Consider the following 23,750-nt stretch of genomic DNA (forward strand, 5'->3'; position numbering starts at 1 on the left):
CCGGAGAAAAACATGCCTCAACCCCTACTCCAAATAGTTTATGTTAGTTCGGCGTCATACCTTATGACAGAGAATGAACTGGATGAATTGCTGGAAGAGATTAGAACCAACAACGAAAGACTCAATGTTAGCGGTATGCTGCTGTACAAAGATGGTTGCTTTATACAAGTGATAGAAGGACCTCCCGAGACCCTGGAAGCACTGTTTGATCGAATTAGTAATGACGACCGCCACCATGACGTGATGGAGCTGCTACATACTTCCATTCCGTCCCGTGAATTTGGGGCTTGGACAATGGGGTATCAGCGTCTAGGCGATGATCAGCTTAATGGTTTCAACAACTTTTTCTGTCAAAACCATACTGTCACCCAAAATGCTAAATTGGGTAGTGAGGCTCTGGCTTTGATGCTGACCTACCGCTAGTTATAGCTGTTGTATACTAAGTGTCGAACTAAATACGCTGTTTTTTGTATACTGAGCCCTCATTTGATGGACTTTTAGCAGGGCATAAAATTGGAATATCTTGAGTCAGCAGTCCGGTATCTCATAACCCACAAACTTATTCTCTCCGTCCTGATTTTCACGCTGATTATTATAATCCGGCGTCTAATACTCTCTCACATTCGTGGAGACAGTAACTTTCTCAGCGAAGATCAGCGTAAGTGGATGTCGCGCACTAAAAACGGCACATTTACGCTCTTACTGCTTGTCATGTTCATACTGTGGCAATCAGAAATCAGTGAGTTTGCATTGTCACTCACCGCAATTGCTGTAGCGGTTGTTGTCGCATCAAAAGAGATTATTCTTTGCTTTACCGGCTCGATCCAGCGTGCAAGTTCCCGGTCTTTCCAGATTGGCGATTGGATTGAAGTTGGCAACAATTGCGGGGAGGTTATAGACCACAACCTGATGGCTACCAAAATTCAGGAAATTGACCTTCACCACGGCCAGTACCATTACACAGGGAAAACTATCACGCTTCCTAACTCCCTGTTCTTCACAAGCCCAGTGAAAAACCTGAATTTCATGAAACGCTATGTCTACCACTGCTTTTCCATCACCGTACGAGAGACCTGTAACCTCTATCCTTTTGTTCCCTATTTGCTTGCGAGGATAGATGACCACTGCGAAGACTTTATTGAAGTAGCCCGGCGTTATAACCATGTCATAGAGCGTCATGCCGGCGTGGATTTACCGGGAGCAGAGCCCCATATTCATCTCAGTACGACCGAAATGGGAGAACAGGTTATTCACTTTATGATGTTTGTGCCAACGGAGCGTGCAGTAGAGATAGAGCAATTAATCCGTGAAGACTTTATGACTCTGTACTGTGAGAAAATACTGAAACAGCTCAGTCCTGCAACACCGCCAGTGACACCGGAAAATCCAGCGCATCCTTTGCCGTAAAAGAATGAAGGCATTTTTATGTCCAGCAAGGGAACCGATTTTAATAAACCCGGCCCATCAAACGGTTAGCTCAATAGGACGTCTTTGTTTTGCAAAGAATGTTTCACTGTTAATGCCAAAAAGCTTCACTTAGAGCAGATAGGGTTAATTAACTTTCGTTCTAAAGTGACCGCCATGGAAAAAGTGCACGTTGAAACGATCTGGCTATCTGACCTTCATCTGGGTAACCGCGATTGCAAAGCCGACTACCTTCTGGACTTTCTTAAACACCATCAGGCCCGTACTCTCATACTTGTAGGAGATATCGTTGACCTATGGTCACTTAAATCTCGCCATCATTGGCCCAAAAGTCACAATCAGGTAGTCACCACGCTTTTGGATATGGCACACCACGGCACAAGGGTTATTTATATCCCGGGCAACCACGATGAAGCTGTCAGGGAATTCGTGAAATTTGATTTTGGGAAAGTAGAAGTTCGCTCACACTACACTCACTCGCTGGTAAATGGCCACAAAGCCTTGGCTATCCATGGTGACGAATTTGATACCCTGGTCTGCCATAGCCGCCTGACTTCCCTTGCCGGGGACGCTGGCTATGATTTTCTTCTTTTCCTGAACCGCTGGAATGACAAACTTCGCAGACTGGCCGGTCGTCCCTACTGGTCGCTGTCAGGATATATTAAGGAAAAGGTCCACAAAGCAAAGGAAGCCATGCAGCGCTTTAAGAACGCTTCTCTGGCTAAAGCAAGAAAACGCCAGGTTGACGCTATTGTTTGCGGGCATATACACCACCCTGAAATTCTGGAAACCGAAGACGTGGTATACATGAATGATGGGGACTGGATTGAGAACTGCTCATCGTTGATAGAGTATTCAGACGGTACGATTCAACTGATACGCTGGACTGAAGGGTTAACAGTCCTCGATGAAACGTCCCGGTTTGCAGGAGAAAATCGCTTGTATAATGAAACGTTCTGTAAAGAAGCGGTATAGCAGAAACAAAAAAAGCCGCGAAGCATTCACGCTGGCGGCTTTTTATATCTAACTTTTACATCAAACAGCATTTAGTGGAGCTGATGTACGAACCTGGTTTTTACCATGCCCTTTTGCTAGATAAAGTGCTTTATCCGCTTCATTGACCAACTCATCCAAAGTCCGGTGTGTTCCCCTGAACGCGACACCTATACTGGCAGTTACGGTGAACCCGTCATGGTCATGAACTAACACCGTTCCTTCTACGTTCGCGCGGATGCGATTAGCTATTTTCAGCGTTGTCTGCGGGTCGGTGTTGGCAATCAACACAACAAACTCTTCCCCTCCCCAGCGACAGATAACATCAGTCTCACGTACCGAACTTTGCAAAGTAGCCGATACATGCATCAACGCCAGATCTCCGGCATTATGACCAAAGTTATCGTTAACGCTCTTAAAATCATCCAGATCCACCACCGCTAGGGCAATGCTGGTATCAGGCTGCTTCCAGAGTTCGCGAGCATCTTCCACAAATGCCTGCCGGTTAAGTACACCGGTAAGAGAGTCTTTGCGGGCCAATTCCTTGAGCTCTTTTTGCAATTCAAACTCAAGTGATGATATTCGCCGGATCGTAAAGCTCGCGGCAAGGGAATACCCCATTAATGGCACGAGATGAATATTGGTAGCAATAAACATCTCATCAAACATTGCCATTCTTCCAGTTACTATAAGTATGCCCAGTACACAGACGTAGGCTACTAAATAGATAAACGCCAAAAATTTTAGAGGCATCATTGGCGCCACCACCAATGCAGTCACAGTGTAATATGCAATTGCTGACACCAGATATGGCAAACTTTTATCTGACTGACTGTAACTGAAAGTTATACAAACAATACTGAATACCGCTACCACGCCGACCCATTCCACAAGCCAGCGGTTGTATTTCGGATGGTAGAGAACGCTAATACACGACAGAACCGCCAATGCGGCCAAAACCCGCAAAAAGAAGGTGGTTTCAAAATGTGTCCTGTCCAGGCTGTACTCCCAGAAGCCATATGAAAAAATGATGACTGCGCCAATAAGGAAAAGGCGAACTAACAAGGGTCTATGACGTTCCAGTTGAAAGCGGTAGTAAGCGTCCTGCTCTCTGTGTGTAAACACGGCTGACCTCACTGATGAATCCTAGCCACAAATTACATTTAAAAGTTTAGGCTAATATGATTGTATTGGTGGAAGTGCCAGCTAATTTCTCCCGACAAAACAAGGAAGTAATCGATTACATTTTGATTTTCTCGACATTAGTTTATGAATTGCTTGAAGTTCATAAAATAACCACTTTTGAGTTTTTATGGAATCATGATCACATAAAACAACCCGCAAATAGCCAAGCGTTTCATAAAAACTTTTCGTACGATCGTACTTCGTGATTCGGCAGATATCAGTTTTAAACGCATATTCATCAATCACTAATATATTTGACATTTCAAATTGTTAGACAAGAAAGTGTGATTGAATGATTAAAGGAAATACTTTAACAGCAGGTCTGAATTGAGAAGATTTGCAGTGAAAAATTGAAAACTTTTCACTGCATTAGGCAATCTTCAAAACTCAATCAAGAAAGGTTTATCAATTCCTGCGTATAAGGATGCTGCGGGTTGGTAAACAGCGAGTGAGTGTCACCATGCTCTACAACCTCACCATTCTTCAGTACTAGCGTGTAATGACACAATGAGCGTACAACATGCAGGTCATGACTGATGAAAAGATACGTTAACCCATACTTTTCCTGCAAAGATTTCAGCAGGCTAAGCACTTGCGCCTGTACAGTTCTGTCCAAAGAGGAAGTTGGCTCATCAAGCAGGATGAATTCAGGCTTCAGCACCAATGCCCGCGCGATGGCGATACGCTGTCGTTGACCACCCGAAAACTCATTGGGGTAACGGTGCCGTGTTTCCGGATCCAGGCCGACCTCCTCCATCACTTTACAAATAGCCAGATCTTCTTCATCTGGTGTCAAAGATTCATGAACCTTCAAGCCCTCACCAATAATTTGCGCAACCGACATACGTGGGTTCAGTGCTGAATATGGGTCTTGAAACACAACCTGCATCCTGCTCCGATAGGGAAGCATACCAGTTCGATCGAGTCTGGATATCTCTTCCCCACCAAACCGGATACTGCCTTCCGTACTCTGGCCGAGAATACGTAAAATCGCCATTCCGGTTGTAGATTTTCCTGATCCACTTTCCCCGACCAAACCTAGCGTATGCCCTTTCTTTAGAGTGAGAGAAACATCAGTCACTGCCTTAACATGGCCTTTAACCCGCTTAAATATTCCGCCGGTAATTGGGAACCAAACCCGCAGCTTGTCAGTTTCGACCAAAGGTTCAGCCAAGCTGTTTGCAGTAACGGGATCACCCTTCGGGTCTGAATCTATCAGCTTCTGTGTATAAGGATGGGAAGGAGAATGGAATATAGTCTCTGCAGTATCGATTTCCACCAACTCGCCGTGTTGCATAACCGCTACTCTGTCAGCGATACGCCTGACAATACTCAGGTCATGGGTTATAAACAGCATTGCCATGCCCATCTCTTTTTGCAGTTTTTTAAGCAGATCCAGTATTTGTGCCTGCACAGAAACATCCAGCGCCGTTGTTGGTTCATCTGCAATCAGGAGTTCTGGCTCATTGATTAGCGCCATGGCAATCATTACCCGTTGGCGTTCACCACCCGACAGTTCATGTGGGTACGCCGTCAGCTTTTGCTTAGGATTCCTGATGCCTACTTTTTCAAGCCATTCGACTGCATAGGATTCAGCTTTTTGCTGCCGCATTCCCCGGTGAATCGCCAGTGTTTCTACCAACTGCCGTCCTATTTTGTGTAACGGGTTCAGTGACACCATTGGCTCCTGGAAAATCATCCCGATTCTGTCGCCCCTAATGCCCCTCATACGGCGTTCACTGCATGACAGCATGTTGATGCCATCAAAATCAATTTTCCCATCAAGGTAGTGGGTTGTGGCAGTGGGAAGTAACCGCATGATCGCATTGGCGGTTACTGATTTTCCTGATCCACTCTCCCCTACCAGAGCCAGAGTTTCCCCCTTGGCGATATCAAACGTCACACCGGAAGTAACCTGTGATATTTCCTGAGACAACCCAAACCCAATGGATAAATTTTCGACAGTTAAAATTCTCTTCATTCGGGTTACCTCTGCCTGTGTGGGTCAAATGCGTCCCGGACAGCCTCACCCACAAAGACCAGCAAGCTAAGCATCAGGGATAGAACAACGAAGGCAGAAATGCCCAACCAGGGAGCCTGTAGATTGGCTTTACCCTGCGCAAGAAGCTCCCCCAATGATGGCGAACCGGCAGGCAGGCCAAAGCCCAGGAAGTCAAGGGAGGTGAGTGTTGTAACGGAGCCAGAGAGGATAAACGGCATCATTGTCAGTGAAGCTACCATAGCGTTGGGCAACATGTGACGGAGCATAATCCGGGAATCTTGTACGCCCAGTGCCTGTGCCGCACGCACGTAATCAAAATTGCGGCAGCGAAGGAACTCAGCCCGCACCACACCGACCAGCCCCATCCAACTGAACAGCACCATGATACCCAGCAGCCACCAGAAATTGGGTTCCACAAAACTTGAAAGGATGATGAGAAGGAAAAGTGTCGGCATACCCGACCACACTTCAATAAACCGTTGGCCAAAGAGGTCGATCCAACCACCATAATAGCCCTGGCAGGCACCGACAAAGATACCGACAATACTGGAAACAACTGTCAAAACAAAACCGAACAAAACCGAAATACGAAATCCGTAGATTATTCTGGCGAGCACATCCCGGCCTTTATCATCAGTTCCCAACCAATTGACGCTGTCAGGTGGGGATGGCGCTGGTTGGCTGAGTTCATAGTTGATGGTGTCATAACTAAACGGGATTGGCGGCCAAATCAGGTAACCTTTTTCCTCAATAAGCTCTTTTATGTAAGGGTCGGTGTAATCTGCTTCCGCTTCAAATTCACCGCCAAAGTCGGTTTCTGCATAAGACTGGAAAACCGGGAAATACCATCCACCGTCATAACTGACCATCAGCGGTTTGTCATTGGCTATCAACTCAGCAAACAAACTGAGTACAAAGAGCGCGGCGAAAAACCACATAGACCAATATCCGCGTTTATTGGCTTTAAATCGCTGGAGACGGGCTTGAACTAAAGGATTCATTATTGTTATCGCGCCTCAAAATCGATTCTTGGGTCCACCCAGGTGTATGTCAGGTCGGAGATAATGCTTAGAATCAGGCCAAGCAGTGTCATGATGTAGAGGGAACTGAACACCACCGGATAATCCCTTTGAATGGTGGATTCAAAACCCAACAACCCTATCCCTTCCAGTGAAAACATCACTTCTATCAGCATCGAGCCGGTGAAAAACATACTGATAAATGCACTCGGGAACCCTGCGATAATAATCAGCATGGCATTTCGGAACACATGCTTATAGAGAATGGCTCGGTCATCCAACCCTTTGGCACGTGCAGTTACCACATATTGTTTATTGATTTCATCGAGGAAGGAATTTTTGGTAAGCATGCTCAGGGTAGCAAATCCCCCAATTACCATCGCCAGGGTCGGCAGTGCAAGGTGCCAGAAATAGTCCCCTACCTGCTGGTACCACGTCATCTGGTCAAAATCAGGGGAAACAAGCCCTCGCAAAGGAAACCAGCTGAAATAGTTTCCACTGGCAAAGAAAATAATCAGAATGATGGCAAACAGAAATCCCGGTATTGCGTACCCGACAATGACAACTGCACTTGTCCAGACATCGAAACGGGAACCATGATTCACAGCTTTCGCTATCCCAAGCGGAATGGAAACCAGATAAATTATCAGGGTGCTCCAGAGCCCAAGGGAGATTGAAACAGGCAAACGTTCCGCAATCAGATCAATAACGTTACCGCCTTTAAACAGACTCTCTCCAAAGTTAAAAGTGAGGTAGTTTTTAAGCATATCGAAGTAGCGTTCAAGCAGCGGCTTATCAAAGCCAAACTGTTTTTTGATCTGCTCGACGACTTCCGGATCAAGACCCCGCCCCCCGCGGTAAGCTTTGTTGTCGTCATCCGATTGTATGCTCTCTGTATCGACCTCCTGACCGCCACCACTGAATCTCTCCATAATCCCGGAATTCAAGCCCTGCATTTGGGCAAGAGCCTGCTCGACCGGTCCCCCGGGCGCTATCTGGATAACAAAGAAATTGATGGTGATGATTGCCCACAGAGTCGGTATCACCAAAAGCAGACGCCTGATAATGTACGCAGTCATAGTTGTCCGTCTAAAACGTAGTTAGCAAAGAGCCGGTCGTATCACGACCGGATACAACAAGTTAGCGGCGTTTCTCTGGCAATTTGGCAGCTTTATTGGTGTCCAGCCACCAGGTATCTAAGCCAAGCGTGTATTTTGGCATAATCTCTGGACGTGCAAATTTATCCCAGTAAGCAACCCTGTAAGAGGAAGAATGCCACTGAGGAATAGCATAAAAGTTCCATTGTAGAACGCGATCCAATGCTCGCCCCAAAGACAATAGTTTTTCGGGTTCATCCTGCGAAGCTTCTATCTGGTCAGTCAAATAATCTACCGCTTCATCCATGACACCTGCAGAATTGTATGTACTGTCAATATATTTGCTGTTCCAACGGAGCAGCAAACCTGACGATGGGAAGGGATTCGCTGCATAAACACGAGAAATCATATCGAAATCACGATCTCTCATGCGTTTTAAGTACTGTGTTGTATCTATGGTGCGTATTTTCATTTCTACGCCCATAGATTTCAGGTTGTCCTGCAATGGAATCGCATATCTTTCAGTGGAAGGACTGTAAATCAACAGCTCAAAAGTCAGAGGCTCTCCGGTTTCTCGGTTTGTCATCACTTTATTATTGAGCTCCCATCCCGCCTGCTTAAGCAATCCGAATGCCTTGCGCATCTCACCACGAATACGGCCAGAGCCATCAGTTATATTGGGCTGATATACTTCAGTGAATACTCGGGACGGTACTTTATCTTTTATCGGTTCAAGAACCTTCAGTTCAGCTTTGTCAGGCAATTCAACCGCTTCATAATCAGTATTTTGGAAATAGCTACGAGTACGAGAATACTGGCTGAAGAACAGATTTTTATTTGTCCACTCGAAGTCGAAAGCATATCCTAATGCTTCCCGAACACGAGGGTCAGAAAAAACCGGACGTTGGGTGTTAAACACAAAGCCTTGCATAGTTTGTGGCTTTTCATGCGCAATTTCTTCACGATGGATAAAACCCTTGTCGAAGTTTACACCGTTGTATGCAGTCGCCCAGCGTTTGGACGAATTTTCTTCTCGAAGGTCGTACTCCCCTGCTTTAAACGCTTCAACCATTACCGTTTCATCACGGTAGTAATCATAATGCTCAACATCAAAGTTATTACGCCCTACATTTACCGGTAGATCTTTTGCCCAATAATCCTTAACCCGAGTATAAGTAATGCTTTGTCCCATTTTATAGTCAGTGATTTTATAGGCGCTACTGCCTAGTGGGGGGGCGTCAGATGGTTCAGAAAAGTTTTTGTCATTCCAATAGTGTTCAGGGAGGATTGGCAATGTCATCATTGCAAAGAGTTTATCTTTGCTTGGAGGGTCCATCTCTATGCGCACTTTACGGTCATCAATTGCTTTAACCGACTTCACTTCCTTGTAGTAGTCCTTAACGAAAGGAACCCCTTCAGTCATGAATTTTGTAAAGGTAAATTCCATATCTGAGGGTTTAATCCGCTCTCCATCATGAAAACGAGCCGCAGGATGGAACTCTACTTCCATCCAACTGTAATCTGATGCGTAGCGGAAATTTCTTCCAACCAATGGATAATATGAGTCAACTTCATCACTGGAAGAAGTCATCAGGCTGTCATACAGCCCAGCAGTACCAACCGCTGCATCTCCTCGGGAAGCAAAGCGGTTAAAATTGTCGTACGTGCCCAACACCGCAAAACTAACTCGTCCGCCTTTTGGAGCATCTGGGTTTACATAGTCAAAGTGGGAGAAGTTATTAGAGTATTTTGGGGTACCGAATCCGGCAATACTGGTTGTTTCGATAACTTCTGCGGCTGAGAGGGTTCCGCTTATCAGCCCTAAACACAATCCATAGGCGAGTCTTTTCAGCATCCTATCTCTCCAATTCCATCCGGACAATCTGTCCACGTCAGTAATTTACTGCATTCAATAAGAAAATATTCTAAATATCATTACTCTACGATAGGACAGAGATGAGAGATCGACAACCGTTTTCATGGTTACTCAACAAAAATGGGATTCAGGATGGGTCAACTGTCTGAGAGAAAAGACAATTAAAAAAAGCTGCCGGATTTCCGGCAGCAAGAGGGATCAAGAATGGTCTAGCGAGTGACCATCTTTCTTATTTGCTCTGCCCTCTCTTCATCTGTTAGCTCTGAAGGAGGCGGAGTCAAAATACCCACCTGGCAGGCGGGGCGTAACGCGAGCTCATCAAGCCAGCGTTTCAGGTGGGTCAGTCCGGTAATGTCAACACCACTCCACTCATGGATACGTACCCAGGGCCAGGTAGACATATCTGCAATGGTGTAGTCATCACCCGCGAGGTATCTGTTGTCCGCTAACTGTCCATTCATGACTTCAAACAGCCGGCGACCTTCTTTCTGGTAACGTTCGATAGCGGCAGGAATTTTTTCCGGAAAATAACGGTAGAAGACATTTGCCTGCCCCATCATCGGGCCGACTCCCCCCATCTGGAACATCAGCCATTGAATAACCTGAGAACGTTTTTTCGGATCTTCAGGAAGAAATTTTCCGGTCTTCTCTGCCAGGTACAACAAAATAGCGCCGGACTCAAAGACCGCGAAATCATCATTATCCCGGTCAATAATCGCAGGGATTCTTCCATTGGGATTTATCGCCAAAAATTCCGGTTGTTTCTGCTCGTTAGACATCAGGTCAAGATGATGGACTTCATAGTCCAGTCCCATCTCTTCCAGTGCAATAGATATCTTGTAGCCATTAGGTGTAGCGGCGGTATAAAGATCGATCATGCTACATTCCTTTATTAGTGGAACGATATACCCTAATCACTGTGAGGTCCTTGATTCTTCACGAGTTGATTGGGTAAAAGGCACTTATTGAACTGAAGGTCTTTCAGAAACCAACTCAAACCAGCGCTGAGTATTCGGCAGGCTATCGTCAATCACCACTTCCAGGTTTTTAGCAAACCCAAACATCACGAAAGCGGTAATATCGACTATCGAGAAAAAATCTCCCGCGATATAGGTGGTTGAACCGAGTTGTTTTTCCAATTTAGGCAAGAACGCTTTAAGACGGTCCAAGGAAATCTGCCCCCATTCTTCGCTGCAGGTTTCCCTGTCTTTGTAGATTCCAGTAATATTTCGGAAAGACTGGAACGCAACAAACAATCCCTCGAGTTCCACAACCCGATGCCACATTTCCACGTTTGCTTTTTCAAGTGCAGTACCACCAAATAAAGGCATTTTTTCCGGGTACAGTTCCTCAAAATACCGGCAGATTGCAACAGATTCACAGATTGTCGTTCCATCATCCAGTTCAAGAACAGGAATACGTCCGTTTACTGCCTTAGCAATAAAGGCCTCAGACAGATTCTCTCCACCCCGAATATCAACATTCTCTCGATCAACAGTAATGCCTTTTTCCGCCAGGAAAATACTGACTCGACGCGCACTTGGTGCTGGTGCAAGCTCATAAATTTTCATTTCAATCCTTTAATCTGAACGCTCGTTCTGAATTTAATCTAAATCACCTTTGCGATGGCGGTCAAGCAACAAAATTACTATCAATAGAACCTTAAGTTATAAATTCGCGGCTTGCTAACTGTCTGAAATCCTGAGTTTGCTAACTTGAGACAGATACAAGGATACGCCGGAATAATATTCTTGTTTCATATTGCAATATCACAGTTCCAAAAAAATCATTATTCCTTGTTTCACAGGTATATTGATTTATACCCTGTCGCTGAAATATTGTTGTTTAGATTATTAGGCATTTATTAGAGATATGACGAATCCCCGTATCGAGCATTCCGCCTACTTGTATTTAATTTTTGCTGCCTTGCTATGGGGAGGAAATTACGTTGTCGGAAAAATAATGGGTACTGACGTCAATCCTGTGACGTTGGCTTGGCTTCGGTGGACACCTGCCGCTTTGCTGGTTGTCTGTTTCTGTTTACGCGGAATAATCGACCAATGGGAACTGATTACAAGTGGGATACTGCGAATATCTGTCCTCGCTGTCTTGGGTGTCATTCTTTTCCCAACAACGCTTTACAAAGGTCTCCAAACGACAACGTCATTGAACGCTGCGCTCTATCTTTCGGTAGTCCCCCTTTTTGTACTCCTTCTTAATTTTCTGTTTTATAGAGAAAAACTTACAATGCGAATAGGATTAGGAAGCGGTATAGCATTTTTAGGGGTGCTCTGGTTGCTCGCCAAAGGAAATCCTGGCGTACTAATCGACCTTAACTTCAACGACGGTGACCTATGGGCGATTGCCTCCGCGTTTAGTTGGGCATGTTACTGTAGCCTGGCCCGATTGAAACCTCAGGGATTAAAAACCGGTGCCTTTCTTGGTGCATCACTGACTATAGGTGTTCTATTACTGACCCCGATATGGCTAATTGAACTACAAATGACTGGCCAAAGTATCCAAGATTTGTCATCGCTCTCGATTAAAAACTGGTTAGGTATCCTCTATCTGGCTATCGGCCCATCAGCGCTTTCCTACTGGTTTTGGAATCGAGGGTTGGATGCTTTAGGCTCCGCGCGTGGCTCTCTCTTTAACCATCTTATCCCTCTTTCATCAGCAGGCTTGGGAATTTTGTTCCTCAACGAACGACTATATGTGTACCATCTGGTAAGTGTGGTTTTAATTGTCGTAGGAATTTTTATTTCAAGCTTACGCACACCAAAAAAATCGCATTAACCCTAATTTATGCAGTGTTATTTAATCTTAATATCGTTAACATACTTTTTAATATGAAGCTTTTGTTTCTGGATACTAGTGATGTAGTATATGATGCTATATCACGGGTCTATAATAACCAATTAATAACTGTGATTCTTTGGTCAATTATCCGCTCTATTGTGATGAATTATGGCAAGAACAAAGAATTTTGACAGGCAAGACAAACTTATTGAGGCAATGCACCTATTCTGGGAAAAGGGGTATGCAGAAACATCCGTGTCTGATTTGGTTGAACGACTGGGTATTAACAGGTTCAGCCTTTACAGCACATACGGTGATAAGCACACCTTGTACCATGAAACACTGGAATACTACCTCAATACTTATTCCTGCCCACGCTTGGATGCATTTTTCGGTGAAGACTCCGGCTTAGAATCAATTTTTGACTATCTAAGCCGCTTCTGTGCTCTGCAGAAAGAGCAGAGGGAGGGGTGCTTTATGCAAAATGCCCTGTTAGAAAAATGTCTCACCGATGAATTTGTTTTAGCTGCCGGAAATCGCTTGTTTGATTTTATTATTAAAACAATGACCCATGCGCTGGAAAATGCCAAGCTTTTCGGTCAAATCAAACCGGATGTCAACATCCCTCAAACCGCATCCTTTATCCTCTTGCAAATGCAGGGTTTCCGGGTTTTGGGGAAATGCGAGCGGTATGAAGACGTTGAAGCGGCAAAAAACGTTGCTTTTGAGTACTTGGATTCGTTGAAATCATAAAAAACTCCGCATCAACAACCATGCGGAGTTATCGGTTAGAATATGTCTTTGAGTGCTTCCCACTCACTGTCAGTCAGAATTGAACGACTATCCTGCGGGCTATTACTCTGTCCCTCTAAAAAAGTACTCGGCCTGTCTTCCAGCGCATTTTTCAGAATCAATCTCTGTCGACGGGTAAGTGAGCCCAACTTCGCACGGTAATCTACAAACTCCCGGTTCTTCATGCCAAGACATCTCAACGAAATACCATGTTCAAGAAGAATATACGCCGATGGCTCAACGCACGTTGAGAACCGCGTCAAAGTCTAACTTATTAGTCAATCACACTGTTAGTACAACGATTACCTGTGAGGAACTGACGGACGTTTTCAAATGTGGTTTCTGCAATGCTTGTCAGCGCCTCCTGAGTAAGGAACGCCTGGTGGCCGGTAAACAGTACGTTGTGACAGGCTGAAAGACGGCGGAATACATCGTCTTTAATCACATCATTTGATTTATCTTCGAAGAAGAGATCACGCTCATTTTCATAGACATCCAGGCCAAGTGCCCCGATTTTTTCTTGTTTAAGCGCCTCTATGGCATCAGCAGAATTAAGCAATGGCCCACGGCTGGTGTTTATGATCATCACACCATTCTTCATTTTCTCGAACGCACCGGCATCAAGCATATGGCGGTTGTCTTTGGTTAGTGGGCAATGAAGAGAGACCACATCTGACTCTCGCAGCAATGTATCCAGGTCAACATACTCAGCTCCCAATTCTATAGCAGCCGGGTTTTCGAAAGGGTCAAATGCCAGAATTCGCATGCCGAATCCCTTAAGGATGCGCATTGTAGCAACACCGATTTTGCCGGTTCCCACAATCCCAGCTGTCCGACCAAACATGTTGAATCCAATTAACCCTTCCAGAGAGAAATTTGCATCCCGTGTACGTTGGTAGGCCCGGTGGATGCGCCGGTTTAGGGTCAGCATCATACCAACAGTGTGTTCTGCAACTGCTTCTGGAGAATAGGCAGGAACCCGTACAACTGTAACGCCGTACGCTTTAGCCGCTTCAAGGTCGACGTTGTTGAACCCGGCACAACGAAGAGCTATGAGTTTAATGCCCATACCCGCCAGCTTGGCAATCACTGTCTCATCAGCTGCATCGTTGACGAAGATGCAAACTGCATCAGCACCTTCCGCCATTTTTGCTGTTTTCTTGTCCAACCTGAAATCAAAGAATTCCAACTCATAACCAAAAGAGTTGTTAACCAGTTCCATGTAGCGGCGGTCGTATTGCTTTGCGCTGAAAACTGCCAATTTCATTGCATCACCATTTATCACACAAATATATTAAGTGTGATTTAAATCAAATTACGAGTGAAATTTCAACCATGAATTTCATGGGGTGATTTATCCCCAGAAGCCCCGGAAACGCAGGCAGAAAGGAGTGTTTTCAACTAACCTGACCCAAGAGCGATGCGCTTTTAACCTGGAATGGTGCGATATACAACCACCTATTACATGGATAGGCAGAACCGAACATGACTTACTGAAAAAAGCTGTTATCTTAGAAGCCGTTTCTTATTAATGACCTACTCAATTGAAGCCTAATCACTCGCCCACAAATTAAACGTGGTGACCGCAGGGAAAACCTTATGGCGAAAGAGAACAACAATATCGTGATTTTTGGCGCGTCAGGTGACCTGACAAAGCGAAAGCTAATCCCCGCCTTCTATCACCTGTACGCAAACAATATGATGCCTGAGGATTTTTCTATCCTTGGCGTCAGCCGTACCGAATATTCAGACGAAGCCTTCCGAGAGAAGTTGGCTGATTTTATGCGTGACAACGAGAAAGTGGATGAAGAAACACTTTCCCGATTCTGCCAGCATATCTATTACCTCTCGATGGATCCGGCGCATGGCAGTGAATACGGCCAGTTGGTAACCCGTCTCGATCGTCTGAGCGAGAAGCACCATACCGGTAACAACAACCTCTACTATCTGGCTACACCACCAAGCCTTTATGGTGTAATTCCGGAATGCCTTGCCAACCAAGGGCTTCATGACGAAAGCAATGGCTGGAAGCGCCTTATCGTTGAAAAACCTTTTGGTTACGACACTGCGTCAGCAGAAGCACTGGATGCCAAACTGCATACACGCTTCCGCGAAAACCAGCTGTACCGCATCGACCACTACCTGGGTAAGGAAACAGTACAGAATCTGTTGGTATTCCGTTTCTCCAACGGCATGTTTGAGCCACTCTGGAACCGTAACTTCATCGATTACGTTGAAATTACAGGGGCAGAATTCCTGGGAGTAGAAGGTCGTGGCGGCTACTACGATGGTTCCGGTGCAGTCCGTGATATGTTCCAAAACCACCTGCTCCAGGTACTTGGGATGGTCGCCATGGAGCCACCGGCTGCCATTCGCGCAGATTCCATCCGTGATGAAGTCACCAAGGTAATGCAGAGCTTCAAGCCACTGAGTGATGAAGACCTGAAAAACAACCTGGTACTCGGCCAGTACACTGCATCCACAGTGCGCGGTGAAGATCTTCCGGGATACCGTGAAGAACCGGGTGTATCAGAAGATTCCCGCACCGAAACCTACATCGGCCTGAAGATGTTCGTAGATACCTGGCGCTGGAATGGGGTGCCATTCTATGTACGTACCGGTAAGCGACTGCCAACCCGTGTAACGGAAGTGGTTATCCACTTTAAGAAAACCCCTCACCCGGTCTTTGGTGCCAATGCGCCTGAGAACAAGCTTATTATCCGTATCCAACCGGATGAAGGTATCCTGATGAGCTTCGGGCTGAAGAAACCGGGAGCCGGTTTTGAAGCCAAAGAAGTCTCGATGGAATTCCATTACCAGGATCTGAAAGAATCTCAGCTACTTACCGCATATGAACGCCTGCTTCTCGACGCAATAAAAGGTGATGCGACGCTGTTTGCCCGCTCTGATGCGGTGAAAGCTTGCTGGGAATTTGTAGAACCTATCCTCGGTTACAAGCAAGACCCGGATGCGCTTTTCGGGTATGCAGCAGGCACCTGGGGACCTAAAGAAGCGGACGATCTGCTCAAGCGCGATAGTCGTGAGTGGCGTTTCCCGTGTAAGAACCTTACCAACACAGAATATTGCGAGCTTTAATATGAAAGATCTCCGCATCTTTGATAACGCAGATGCCGTCGTCAACGAGCTGGCATCTTCAATGAAAAGCCTGAGTGAACAAGGCCGCCCGGTTCATATCTCACTCTCTGGCGGTAGTACGCCTAAGCTGTTATTCAAGCTGCTTTCTCAGCCGGAATGGGCTGACACAATCAGTTGGAATAACCTCCATTTCTGGTGGGGCGACGAGCGCTGTGTGACACCAGATGACGCGGAAAGTAATTTTGGCGAAGCCAACGAACTTCTGCTGAGGAAAATCAATATTCCCGAAGAAAACATCCACAGGATCCACGGGGAGGAAGCCCCTGAAAAGGAAGCCAAACGCCTGGCGGCCGAAATTGAAGCCGTCGTACCGGCTGAAAATGGCCTGCCTGCTTTTGACTGGATCCTGCTCGGCATGGGCGATGACGGCCACACTGCCTCACTCTTCCCGGGACAGACAAATTACGATGAGTCGGCTTTAGCAATCGTAGCCGCTCACCCACAGAGCGGGCAGCTACGCGTTTCTAAAAGTGCCCGCCTTCTGAACAACGCGAAACGAATCAGCTACCTGGTGCTGGGCGCGGGAAAAGCAGAAATGGTGGAAGCTATTCACAGCTCCCCAAGCAATGACCTGCCCTACCCGGCAGCACATATTCAATCCACCCACGGCAAAACTGAATGGTATTTAGATGCCGCTGCAGCAAAAGCACTGGCATAAGGAGTTAAAGAATGAAAGGTGATATCGGTGTAATTGGCCTGGCTGTAATGGGCCAAAACCTTATCCTCAACATGAATGACAACGGTTTCCGCGTGGTGGCCTACAACCGTACAACGTCCAAGGTTGATGACTTCCTGAATGGTGCGGCAAAAGGTACCAACATTGTCGGTGCTTACTCGCTGGAAGACCTGGTTGAAAAGCTCGAGAAACCGCGCAAAGTCATGCTGATGGTGCGTGCCGGTGACGTGGTTGACCAGTTTATTGATGCACTGGCACCTTTATTGGAAGAAGGCGACATCATTATCGACGGTGGTAACTCCAATTACCCGGACACCACTCGCCGCGTGAAGGCTCTGGAAGAGAAAGGCCTTGTATTTATTGGCGCTGGTGTATCCGGCGGTGAAGAAGGTGCCCGCTTCGGACCATCTATCATGCCCGGTGGTAACCCTGCCGGCTGGCCAGCTATCAAACCTATTTTCCAGGCAATTTCTGCCAAGACCGACAACGGTGAAGCTTGCTGTGACTGGGTTGGCCGCGAGGGTGCCGGTCACTTTGTGAAGATGGTTCACAACGGCATTGAATATGGGGATATGCAGCTTATCAGCGAAGCCTACCACTTTATGAAGGAAGGCCTCGGCATGTCCCACGAGGAAATGCAGGCGACGCTGGAAGCCTGGAACAAGACCGAGCTGAACAGCTACCTCATCGAAATCAGTGCTGACATCCTGGGCTACCGCGATGAAGACGGCGACGTTGTGCTTGAAAAAATCCTCGACACTGCGGGTCAGAAAGGCACCGGCAAGTGGACAGGCATCAATGCTCTGGACTTCGGTATCCCTCTGACCCTGATCACCGAATCTGTATTTGCCCGTGCACTGTCAGCACGCAAAGAAGAGCGTGAAGAAGCCTCGACCCTGTTCCAGCATAAAATCGGCACGGTTGAAGGTGACAAAGCGTTGTGGCTGGAAAGTCTTCGTCAGGCACTGCTGGCTTCTAAGATCATCTCTTACGCGCAGGGCTTTATGCTGATTCGCGAAGCATCTGAGCAATACAACTGGGATCTGAACTACGGTAACGTTGCACTGCTATGGCGTGGTGGCTGCATCATCCGCAGTGCATTCCTTGGCAACATCCGTGATGCGTATGAAAAGAACCCAGACCTGAAATTCCTGGGATCTGACGAATACTTCAAGACCATTCTGGAAAACTGTATGGGGGCATGGCGCAAGGTCGTCGCTAAGTCATTTGAAATTGGCCTACCGATGCCAGGCATGTCTTCCGCCCTGACATTCCTTGACGGGTACACAACTGCCCGCCTGCCGGCAAACATGCTCCAGGCTCAACGTGACTACTTCGGTGCCCATACCTACGAGCGTACTGATCGTCCTCGTGGCGAGTTCTTCCACACCAACTGGACAGGTAAAGGTGGGGATACAGTCTCTACCACGTACAACAGCTAGGCAATCAATCACTGATTCCAAACAGGGGCCTCCGTGCCCCTGTTTTTTTACGCCCCACATAATCATCAATACGCACACCCACCTGCTCCATATACAGATTTCCGCCTTGACCCGTTAAGATGGAAACAAAAACTCATGCCAATAATGAGAATTTTGGTACTTAAATGACACAAAATCACTTGGGTACCGGGTGAAGGAGAACTGAAAATGATCTATTTGTTTGCGGAAATGGTGGCAAAAGCTGGATGTGATGAACCGTTAAAGAGTGCCTTGTTGGATTTAGTGCGAGGCAGCAGAAGCGAGGGCGGCTGTGTGCGCTATGACCTGCACCAGGACAGCAGGGATCTGAACCGCTTTATGATTTATGAAATTTGGGAGTCAAAATCGGCGCTGGATGCCCATAAAACTGCACCTCATATGGAAGACTTTCGCCATTTCCGTGCAGAAAATGATGTTATCGAGTCAATTGCAGTCCGGCCCTGCGAACCGGTTGAGCCCTGATCGTCACCAGAAATTGGCAATGCCGGGAAAACCTGCCCGGCATTGCTTTATTAAGTTGGCGACGGGTTTGGGTTACCGGCGCTCTGCTGTCACCTTTACAATTTCCACCAGCACATCGGCTGCTGCTTGCAGTGACTTCACAGGAAGAAATTCGTAAATAGAATGGAAGTTGTGTGCCCCGGTGAACAAGTTCGGACAAGGTAATCCTTTTTGTGACAACACCGCACCATCGTATCCCCCTCGCATTGGCAAAGGTTTTACTTCAATACCACAACGTGCGTAGGCATCCTTTGCAATATCAATAGGGAAGCTTGCATCCCCTTCCAGGCTGTTTTTAACGTTTTCATAGCGGTCTGCCAGTGTAATTTCAACTGAACCTTCCCCCCACAAACCTTCACAGGCCTCTGCCAGTTGTTTAAGGAAAGCCATGCGGCAGTGATAACCTTTACGATCAAAATCACGCACATCCATTTTAAGGACGGTTTGGGCACTGTTTCCTTTGAGTTCTTTAACCCAGTAGTATCCCTCTCGCCCTTCGGTATATTCCGGGGCCTCCCCTGGCGGCAACATGGCAATAAACTTATGGGCCATCAGCAGGGAATTTTTCAACTTTCCTTTTGCAGACATCGGGTGTGCCGATTGGCCGATGAACGTTACAACAACATCACCCGCATTCCAGTTTTCATAAACGAATTCGCCAATTCCGCCACAATCCAGGGTATAAGCAAAATCGGCTCCGAACGACTCAACATCAAAGGCCTTGGCTCCGCGTAACCCCTGCTCTTCATCAGGTACGAAACCAATTTTCACACAGCCGTGTTTAATGTCAGGATTCGCTTTGAAGTGCTGCAACATATGCATGATAGCAGCGATACCGGCTTTGTCGTCAGCACCCAACAGGCTGGTACCATCGGTAACAATCAGGTCCTGCCCTACGTAGTCATTCAGTTCCGGGAACTGCTCCAGAGGCATCAGGATGTGCTGTTCCGTATTCAGCACAACATCTCCACCCTCGTACTTAACAATATGGGCTTTGGTATCCGCTGTCTGCTCCGCACTGGTGTCCAAATGGGAGAAAAAAGCGACGGTCGGCAGGTCCGTATCAATATTTGAAGGCAACGTCGCGGTAAGAATGGCTCGGTCATTCAGTACAATGTCTTCCAGGCCCAAAGCTTCCAGTTCTTGCTTGAGTTGCTCTGCCAGTTCCCTCTGGCCGGGGCTTGATGGCATGATGCCGGCTGCACCGTTTTCTCGGTTGGTCGTAGTGTTGATTTTTGTGTAGGAAATAAAACGATCGACAATGTTCATGGCACTTTCTTAGAGGTCAAAATACGTACTTTTTGTGCCAGTAAGCATACATGCACATATACAAAGGAAGTGTTAAGTGGCTCACAGCGATGCAGGAAGAATCGCTAAGCAAGAAGTGCTAAGTTATTGAATTGATAATATATAGTAAATCAGGAAATGAAGTTCAGACCTTGAATTGATAGCTTGAATCCTCATCCTGAGGTTTTACGGCTTTTTCTACCTGTTTCAACAGTGCTTGCTGTTGTTGGGTGTATGCGGACAGTTTGGCCTTTTTAGCTTCCTGGTCAGCTACACGATCTATCAGGTTTTTGTAGTCACCACGGTCACGACTTACCTGTTGAGCTTCTTCGGCACGCTTATGCTCCTGCTCCTTTTCCCGTTCTTCTCGGGCACTGGATGCCTGATTTTGCCGTTCAACCTCTTTGCGTTGTCGAAGTTGATCCATCCGTTCTTCATTCTGACGTGCCTGCCACATCATCGGCGAAGAATTACCGTTAATTCGCGTAGACATAGTTTCAGTCCTTTCACCGTCTCATTGATTACTTTAACACCCATTCTCACTTTTGCGCAAAAAACAACCAATTGTATTTTATTGTTCTGTCTAATGATCCTTACGACAAGACGCGAGATTTGGTTCCACAATGTCTCACTGATGACACTAATTCCGCCCTTAACAGCGAATACACTGGTCATAAAAAGAAGACCTTCATTTTTCGAAGGTTGCACAGTTTTTCTGACCTCGTGTTGGCATCATCAAAAAGACAAGGACCGTTTACGCTATGGCTATGAATGTTGTTTTCGCGACAACCCGCTTCCTTACAAAGGAGGCAGGGTGAAAATTCACCATCATATCTGTCAACGCCCTAACGTTGGTGACGATATCAATCTCTGGTTCTGGAAATGGTGGTTGGGTGATGTATTGGCTTACCAACCGGAAACCTTACTGGTCGGTATAGGCACCGTCCTGAATGATAAACTGCCACATGCAGAGCGTTATCTGGTTATAGGAAGTGGTGCTGGATACGGGAATATCACTATCGACAACAGGTGGCAGGTAGCCTGTGTCCGTGGGCCACTGACTGCAAAAATTCTGGGGCTCAGTAAAACACTGTCCATTACAGACCCCGGTGCCCTGATACCCCTGATAAAAAAACCAGATGAGCTTCCCTCCGCTCGTTCCGGTATTGCTTTCATGCCCCATATTGGCATTGATTCACCCAACTACCGTGATTTGGTGGAATCTCTGGGATGGCGTTACATCTCCCCTTCTGATGACCAGAACACCTTGTTCTCAGCTATCGCCGGTGCAGACAGACTGATCACATCATCCCTGCACGGTGCCATATTCGCTGATGCTTACAGGACACCCTGGCTTGGCGTAAGTACCTCTCCTGAAATATTGCCGTTTAAATGGCAGGACTGGGGATTGTCACTTTCATTAGACATATCACTGACTTCGTTACCTCCCTTATGGCCGGGAGAAGTTGATGGTATCCGCTCTTTTGCCTCGCACACCATTAAACGGCACCTGCTGAGACAGCAACTCAGAAAACTGGCCATAAAGGGACGTTTCTCACTGAGTACAGACAGCGTGTTACGTGCCAAGCAAGATGCCTTACAACATTGCCTTGCATTTACCCGGGAACAGTTGATACAGGAAGCTATGTGTGAACAGCATTAAACAAACTCTTGCGAGCCTTCGCCCCCGAAAAGTTCAGGGATATTGCCTGGGCGCGGCCAAAACCGGAACCACATCTCTCTCCCACATGATGACGCCCCACCTCCGTGCGGCCCATGAGCCGGAAACGCCTTCAACCACCCTGCTGGTCATGGATTATCTTGAGGGTAAAATTTCTGACAGCGCATGCATCAATGCCATCCGGAAAAGGGACAGGCAACTGAACCTTGAATTTGAATCGTCGCATCCACTTGGTTACCTTGCTTCCCAACTGGTTGCGCTTTATCCCCACGCAAAATTCATCATTACTGTCCGCGATCCCGACTCCTGGCTGGCATCGCGTATAAGCTTCCATGCCAACCGGCAACCTACTGAGTGGCAACCTTACCGGGACTTTATATGGCAACGCCATCACCAGGGATTCAGCAAACACGAGCTGACTTTAGAACAACATAGTCTTTACTCTTTGGATGCATATCTCGCCCAGTACAGCGAGCAATACCGTATTCTGTTTGAAAGTATCCCTCCTTCCCAACAGCTTGTTATTCGTACCGAAGACATCAGTCACAAACTGGCAGAAATCAGCCAGTTTCTCGGTCTGAAAGAAGCTCTGCAACCCATCCATACCAACCAGATGACAAAAGCTGACTCCATTTTGTCCAGACTCGACCCGAATTTCGTGTCCGACAAGTTGCAGCAACACTGCGGCTGGCTGATGGATGCGTATTGGAAAACGGACAAAGAGACAGCATGAGTATCCGGTTTACCGTTATCATTGCGACATCAAATCGACCGGAGCTGGCTGCTCAGGCCATTGGTTCTGTTCTGGCTCAGGACTATGCCAATCTTGAAGTCATTGTTGTAAACAACGGCTCTTCCGACAAAAACCTCAGTGTTTACAACAAGCATTTTTTGGCATTGAAACATCTTTACGGGGACAGGGTTAGATTTTTCCCTGGGGTGGGAGCCGCATTTCCTGCTCTGGGACCATCCATGGCCCGCAACCTTGGTATTCATCATGCCTCCGGTGACTACATCGGCTTTTGCGATGACGACGACATATGGACTGATAGTGGCTATTTGCGGACTCTCGCAGCTCATTTGCCGCAGTTGCAACCGGACATTGTTTTTGCTGACCAGCGGGCTGTTGATTCAGAAGGTACGGTGACAAAAACAACCTGGTTCTCCTACCCTTTTACAAGCGAAAGTCCCTCTTATAATGCAGAATGCTCCAGTAGCCATAACTGCCAGCCTTTTACAGTTACACCCGCTTACTTCTACCAGCATGGAGGTTTCCCTCATCTAAACATTACTTTTTACCGCCATGAGCTGCTCTCCCGCTTTGGAGGATTTAGAAAAGACCTGTTTTACGAAGAGGACATGGAGCTTTTTTTGCGTCTGATCGGTCACAGCAACCTTATGCTTCATTACCCCTCAGTAGTCGCTGAACACCGAATTCCGGCAAAACGTTTCGCCAGCGCATCCAATATGCTCACAGATCGTGACAAGTTATTAACCCGGTTGAGTTTATTTTCGCAGCTTGCCATCACCCACAATAATCCTGAAGTTATTAAGAGTGCACGCAGAGGTGCTTGTTTTGCGGCTAAACAACTGACGCTTATCTTTCTCTCCCAGCGGGAAATACCCCGAGCATTCCGAATGGCAAAACTGGCGCTTAGCTGGGAGTTTTCCTGGAAGTGGTTGCTCGGTTCAACTTTCCTGTTTATAAAAAGTCTGTTTATCCGGCCTGGCGAGCCCGCTTCCGAAGAAGTATGCAAAACAGCAGGTAATTCAAAATAAA

22 protein-coding genes are annotated in these 23,750 nt (G+C 46.8%); 12 read left to right on the forward strand and 10 right to left on the reverse strand.

What is annotated here, in order from left to right:
* Nucleotides 1-12 precede the first annotated feature (12 nt).
* From NF212_RS17880 to NF212_RS17890, 3 genes are all read left to right on the forward strand, one after another.
* On the forward strand, nt 13-423 hold the full coding sequence (locus tag NF212_RS17880) for a BLUF domain-containing protein (protein WP_434362027.1): 411 nt from the start codon (nt 13-15) through the stop codon (nt 421-423).
* A gap of 90 nt (nt 424-513) precedes the next feature.
* The gene (locus NF212_RS17885; RefSeq protein ID WP_434362029.1) at nt 514-1,407 is read left to right on the forward strand and encodes a mechanosensitive ion channel family protein; all 894 of its coding nucleotides are present in this window, start codon (nt 514-516) and stop codon (nt 1,405-1,407) included.
* Nucleotides 1,408-1,581: 174 nt separating this feature from the next.
* Nucleotides 1,582-2,400 carry a UDP-2,3-diacylglucosamine diphosphatase gene (locus NF212_RS17890; RefSeq protein ID WP_434362031.1) on the forward strand — a complete coding sequence of 273 codons (819 nt, stop codon included), beginning with the start codon at nt 1,582-1,584 and terminating at the stop codon, nt 2,398-2,400.
* A 60-nt stretch (nt 2,401-2,460) separates the two neighbouring features.
* On the opposite strand, the gene NF212_RS17895 is transcribed toward NF212_RS17890, so the two are convergent.
* From NF212_RS17895 to NF212_RS17925, 7 genes are all read right to left on the reverse strand, one after another.
* On the reverse strand, nt 2,461-3,543 hold the full coding sequence (locus NF212_RS17895) for a GGDEF domain-containing protein (protein WP_434362033.1): 1,083 nt from the start codon (nt 3,541-3,543) through the stop codon (nt 2,461-2,463).
* A gap of 451 nt (nt 3,544-3,994) precedes the next feature.
* Nucleotides 3,995-5,584: an ABC transporter ATP-binding protein gene (locus NF212_RS17900; protein ID WP_434362035.1), complete on the reverse strand. Its 1,590-nt coding sequence runs from the start codon at nt 5,582-5,584 to the stop codon at nt 3,995-3,997.
* Nucleotides 5,585-5,589: 5 nt separating this feature from the next.
* A complete protein-coding gene (locus NF212_RS17905; RefSeq protein WP_434362037.1) occupies nt 5,590-6,606 on the reverse strand; it encodes an ABC transporter permease in 1,017 nt (338 codons plus the stop codon).
* A gap of 5 nt (nt 6,607-6,611) precedes the next feature.
* The gene (locus NF212_RS17910) at nt 6,612-7,703 is read right to left on the reverse strand and encodes a microcin C ABC transporter permease YejB (protein ID WP_434362038.1); all 1,092 of its coding nucleotides are present in this window, start codon (nt 7,701-7,703) and stop codon (nt 6,612-6,614) included.
* Between the two features lie 61 nt (nt 7,704-7,764).
* On the reverse strand, nt 7,765-9,576 hold the full coding sequence (locus tag NF212_RS17915; RefSeq protein ID WP_434362039.1) for an extracellular solute-binding protein: 1,812 nt from the start codon (nt 9,574-9,576) through the stop codon (nt 7,765-7,767).
* Between the two features lie 230 nt (nt 9,577-9,806).
* The gene (locus NF212_RS17920) at nt 9,807-10,475 is read right to left on the reverse strand and encodes a glutathione S-transferase family protein (protein ID WP_434362040.1); all 669 of its coding nucleotides are present in this window, start codon (nt 10,473-10,475) and stop codon (nt 9,807-9,809) included.
* An 84-nt stretch (nt 10,476-10,559) separates the two neighbouring features.
* Nucleotides 10,560-11,168, reverse strand: a complete 609-nt coding sequence (locus NF212_RS17925) for a glutathione S-transferase family protein (protein WP_434362041.1) — start codon at nt 11,166-11,168, stop codon at nt 10,560-10,562.
* A gap of 301 nt (nt 11,169-11,469) precedes the next feature.
* On the opposite strand from NF212_RS17925, the gene NF212_RS17930 reads away from it, so the two are divergent.
* Nucleotides 11,470-12,393, forward strand: coding sequence for a DMT family transporter (locus tag NF212_RS17930; protein ID WP_434362042.1), 924 nt, complete (start codon nt 11,470-11,472; stop codon nt 12,391-12,393).
* A 171-nt stretch (nt 12,394-12,564) separates the two neighbouring features.
* Nucleotides 12,565-13,149 (forward strand): TetR/AcrR family transcriptional regulator, encoded by a 585-nt coding sequence (locus tag NF212_RS17935; RefSeq protein ID WP_434362043.1) that lies wholly within the window; start codon nt 12,565-12,567, stop codon nt 13,147-13,149.
* A 313-nt stretch (nt 13,150-13,462) separates the two neighbouring features.
* Here the strand turns inward: NF212_RS17935 and NF212_RS17940 are convergent, their stop codons facing one another.
* Nucleotides 13,463-14,455: a 2-hydroxyacid dehydrogenase gene (locus NF212_RS17940; protein ID WP_434362044.1), complete on the reverse strand. Its 993-nt coding sequence runs from the start codon at nt 14,453-14,455 to the stop codon at nt 13,463-13,465.
* A gap of 332 nt (nt 14,456-14,787) precedes the next feature.
* Between NF212_RS17940 and zwf the strand changes: the two genes are divergently transcribed.
* The 4 genes from zwf (at nt 14,788) to NF212_RS17960 (ending at nt 18,963) form a co-directional block, all read left to right on the forward strand.
* Entirely contained in the window at nt 14,788-16,284 is a 1,497-nt protein-coding gene (zwf, locus tag NF212_RS17945; protein ID WP_434362045.1) for a glucose-6-phosphate dehydrogenase, read from the forward strand.
* A gap of 1 nt (nt 16,285) precedes the next feature.
* Complete coding sequence (gene pgl / locus NF212_RS17950; protein WP_434362046.1) at nt 16,286-17,002, forward strand: 6-phosphogluconolactonase; 717 nt, start codon at nt 16,286-16,288, stop codon at nt 17,000-17,002.
* An 11-nt stretch (nt 17,003-17,013) separates the two neighbouring features.
* Nucleotides 17,014-18,462 (forward strand): decarboxylating NADP(+)-dependent phosphogluconate dehydrogenase, encoded by a 1,449-nt coding sequence (gnd, locus tag NF212_RS17955; protein WP_434362047.1) that lies wholly within the window; start codon nt 17,014-17,016, stop codon nt 18,460-18,462.
* Nucleotides 18,463-18,669: 207 nt separating this feature from the next.
* Nucleotides 18,670-18,963 carry a putative quinol monooxygenase gene (locus NF212_RS17960; RefSeq protein WP_434362048.1) on the forward strand — a complete coding sequence of 98 codons (294 nt, stop codon included), beginning with the start codon at nt 18,670-18,672 and terminating at the stop codon, nt 18,961-18,963.
* Between the two features lie 72 nt (nt 18,964-19,035).
* Here NF212_RS17960 and pepT read toward each other — a convergent pair whose 3' ends face one another.
* A complete protein-coding gene (gene pepT / locus NF212_RS17965) occupies nt 19,036-20,271 on the reverse strand; it encodes a peptidase T (protein ID WP_434362049.1) in 1,236 nt (411 codons plus the stop codon).
* Nucleotides 20,272-20,434: 163 nt separating this feature from the next.
* On the reverse strand, nt 20,435-20,782 hold the full coding sequence (locus tag NF212_RS17970) for a hypothetical protein (RefSeq protein ID WP_434362050.1): 348 nt from the start codon (nt 20,780-20,782) through the stop codon (nt 20,435-20,437).
* A 321-nt stretch (nt 20,783-21,103) separates the two neighbouring features.
* Between NF212_RS17970 and NF212_RS17975 the strand changes: the two genes are divergently transcribed.
* The 3 genes from NF212_RS17975 to NF212_RS17985 are packed head-to-tail and all read left to right on the forward strand — an operon-like array spanning nt 21,104 to nt 23,749.
* Nucleotides 21,104-21,952 carry a polysaccharide pyruvyl transferase family protein gene (locus NF212_RS17975; RefSeq protein WP_434362051.1) on the forward strand — a complete coding sequence of 283 codons (849 nt, stop codon included), beginning with the start codon at nt 21,104-21,106 and terminating at the stop codon, nt 21,950-21,952.
* On the forward strand, nt 21,939-22,703 hold the full coding sequence (locus NF212_RS17980; protein WP_434362052.1) for a sulfotransferase: 765 nt from the start codon (nt 21,939-21,941) through the stop codon (nt 22,701-22,703). Before NF212_RS17975 ends, NF212_RS17980 begins: the two co-directional genes overlap by 14 nt.
* On the forward strand, nt 22,700-23,749 hold the full coding sequence (locus NF212_RS17985) for a glycosyltransferase (protein ID WP_434362054.1): 1,050 nt from the start codon (nt 22,700-22,702) through the stop codon (nt 23,747-23,749). Before NF212_RS17980 ends, NF212_RS17985 begins: the two co-directional genes overlap by 4 nt.
* Nucleotide 23,750: the final 1 nt, after the last annotated feature.

The organism is Parasalinivibrio latis, assembly GCF_036825535.1.
GTDB classification, from domain to species: Bacteria; Pseudomonadota; Gammaproteobacteria; order Enterobacterales; family Vibrionaceae; genus Parasalinivibrio; species Parasalinivibrio latis.